We start from the raw sequence: 2,426 nt of genomic DNA, 5'->3' as shown, positions 1-2,426 counted from the left end.
ATCTCACGCGCCAAGTCCAAGCCTGGCAAGACGATCGCAACCGAACGACGAAGGGCGTCGACTGGCAATTCACGACCCAACAAGCCCGCGTGAAACTGCGACGACTCTACCCCCAGCTTTTGGTGTGACAAGGGACTAGCCCTCTTTGTCAGCAAGTACGATGACAAACCTCTTTGAATAGCTCCGCTATTCGATCGCGAGATCTTCGAGCGCACCACCACCGTCGAGGTGGTCGTCACCCACTCCGCCCTTCCCTCTCTCTTCCGAGGGTTGGGCGGTTTTCATTTGCCTTCGGTTTTTGTCCTCGACTCACTTGTCGTCGTGGATGTGCTGCTTGAGCTGACCGTGCCGTCACTATTCGATGCGCCAACAGACGCGCCAACACTGCTAGACGATCCATCATCTGTGTCCTTCGTGAACTCCAGAAGCTTGTCGGCCATAGCGGCAATTCCACGGTCGCCCGTCTTTTCAAGCTTGACGGCCAGGTCTTCCACCATCGCCACTAGATCGGATCGACTGACGACATCTTTTTCTACGAGGAGGTCGAACAAGGATGTGAAGATGTGCAGGTTGGTGACTGCTGTCCTCGCTTCGGAGTTGCCAACCTCAATAGCGACCTGCTCCCTGATGGTGTCCACCAAGGTCTTTCCTTCCTCGCTCACTTGATCGCCAGATCTTCCAGGTCGCCACCACCTTCGAGGTGTTCTTTCACCCACTTGGGTTTACGGCCGCGCCCTGACCAAGACTGTGTTGGATCGTTTGAGTTTTGATACTTCGGAGGAATGATCGACTTCCTCCCCTTCCCTTTTCGCAATGCAATCACAGCGGCAAGATCGACACCCCGTTGTTCTGCGAGCTTCTCCATTTCTTCGAGCAGTTCGCGTTTCGTGGTTTCGTTCTTCTCGCTGATCTTTTCTTGTGCATCAGCAATAAGCGTTCTCAATTCGGGAATGCTTAGCGAGTCGAGATCAATTGCCATTTCGGTGGGCTCCTCTCCCCTATTACCTAGCAGACTCGATCTAGGAATTAGCGGCGCGCATTCGTCGATGCGGACTTATCGAAATAGGAAGTCATTGGTTTGTTTGCAGAAGCCCTGGCCTCTGGCGTGCCGAAGCGCAGCGAGGATGGGTTACGACAGAGAGGCGGGCTTTCTGCCATGCTGTTGCTTTCTTGCGATGGCAGATATTGACAGTTTCTGCCAGCCTGATAAGATGATGGTATATGGCCACATCTCTCAACATCTCTCTTCCGGAGGATCTTCGCGAAGCGATCGACGAACAGTGCGATCGTGGTGGCTTCGCGACGCCCTCGGAGTACATCCGACAGCTAGTGCGGAAAGACCTCGTAGAGGAGCGTGAGCGGCGGCTTGACCTGCTGCTACTCGAAGGTCTTGAAAGCGGTGACGCCGGCGTCATGGACAAGAAGGCGTGGGCAGAGCTTCGGAAGACAGCGCGGGCGCAGGCAGCTAAACGCAAGGCTCGATGAGCCGTGCCCGAATCCACCGCACACGAGTCGCGAACCAAGACCTTCTCGACCATTATGCATATTACGCGGAGCGCGACGCCGACCTAGCCGAGCGTTTCTTTTCTTCTGTCGAAGAAACCCTCGCGCTCTTGGCCACCCAGCCGGAGATGGGTGCCCTCCACCGATCTGTTGAGTCCCAACTGGCAGGCCTCCGCTTCCTGCTCGTCAACGACTTCCCGCGTCACCTCATCTTCTACTCAGTCAACGCCGACGGCATCAGAGTCGTTCGCGTTGTCCATGGATCGCGGCACCTCCCTCCCCTTCTCGAACGCTAGACATCGGGAAAGAGTGAAGCCCCTCCTCGGGGCCTTTTTTTCGTATACACACGTGCGTGTATATATAGAACGGTCGGCGCTTTGGCGTGCCGGCGCTTGCGACGGATGGGTCACGACAGAGTGGCGGGCTTTCTGCCATGCTGCCCTCTCCCCTTTTCTGTCTTCCCATCGCCGTGGCGATGACAGACTTTCCACGCTGACAGACCTGGGACCAAGCTGTCATAACAGCCATTCCGTCATTCCGTTTGGTGATGCTTCTCACCTTTTCTGCCATGCTGTTTTCGATCCCGGTTCTGTCTTAACAGAACGGTCGCTAGTGCGGACTTCCCGTCTTGACAGTCCCCCGCCTTCCCCTAGGGTAACTCGCAAGCACGCCCCCCATGTGCCTGAACGCACAGGGGGTGTGTGTCTTGAGTACGATTCTCGCAATCGCGAATCAGAAGGGCGGGGTGGGCAAATCCACGACCGTCCTCAACCTTGGGGATGCCCTGTTGGCGATCACGAGAAACCGTAGAAATCTGATCATCTAGCCGTGGTCGCGCGCGAGTGCTGGTTTCTCGTCAGAACGGCGAATCGGTGTCGGTCGGATCGGTGTCGAGTTCGCGATCGAGAGCCGCGAGGTAGTGT

The 2,426-nt window shown here is 56.3% G+C and carries 5 protein-coding genes; 3 read left to right on the top strand and 2 right to left on the bottom strand.

Annotated elements, in window-relative coordinates; all coding sequences use genetic code 11:
* Positions 1–281 precede the first annotated feature (281 nt).
* Both GY937_07085 and GY937_07080 read right to left on the bottom strand, forming a co-directional pair.
* Positions 282–662 (bottom strand): hypothetical protein, encoded by a 381-nt coding sequence (locus tag GY937_07085; GenBank protein ID MCP5056478.1) that lies wholly within the window; start codon positions 660–662, stop codon positions 282–284.
* Positions 659–979 (bottom strand): H-NS histone family protein, encoded by a 321-nt coding sequence (locus GY937_07080; GenBank protein ID MCP5056477.1) that lies wholly within the window; start codon positions 977–979, stop codon positions 659–661. Before GY937_07080 ends, GY937_07085 begins: the two co-directional genes overlap by 4 nt.
* Positions 980–1,221: 242 nt before the next feature.
* Between GY937_07080 and GY937_07075 the strand changes: the two genes are divergently transcribed.
* The 3 genes from GY937_07075 (at position 1,222) to GY937_07065 (ending at position 2,329) form a co-directional block, all read left to right on the top strand.
* Positions 1,222–1,485, top strand: coding sequence for a ribbon-helix-helix protein, CopG family (locus tag GY937_07075; protein MCP5056476.1), 264 nt, complete (start codon positions 1,222–1,224; stop codon positions 1,483–1,485).
* Positions 1,482–1,799 (top strand): type II toxin-antitoxin system RelE/ParE family toxin, encoded by a 318-nt coding sequence (locus tag GY937_07070; protein MCP5056475.1) that lies wholly within the window; start codon positions 1,482–1,484, stop codon positions 1,797–1,799. Before GY937_07075 ends, GY937_07070 begins: the two co-directional genes overlap by 4 nt.
* A 380-nt stretch (positions 1,800–2,179) precedes the next feature.
* Positions 2,180–2,329: a ParA family protein gene (locus tag GY937_07065; protein MCP5056474.1), complete on the top strand. Its 150-nt coding sequence runs from the start codon at positions 2,180–2,182 to the stop codon at positions 2,327–2,329.
* Positions 2,330–2,426 lie beyond the last annotated feature (97 nt).

The organism is bacterium, assembly GCA_024228115.1.
Classification (GTDB): Bacteria; Myxococcota_A; UBA9160; order UBA9160; family UBA6930.
This window is presented reverse-complemented; position numbering and strand designations above follow the sequence as displayed.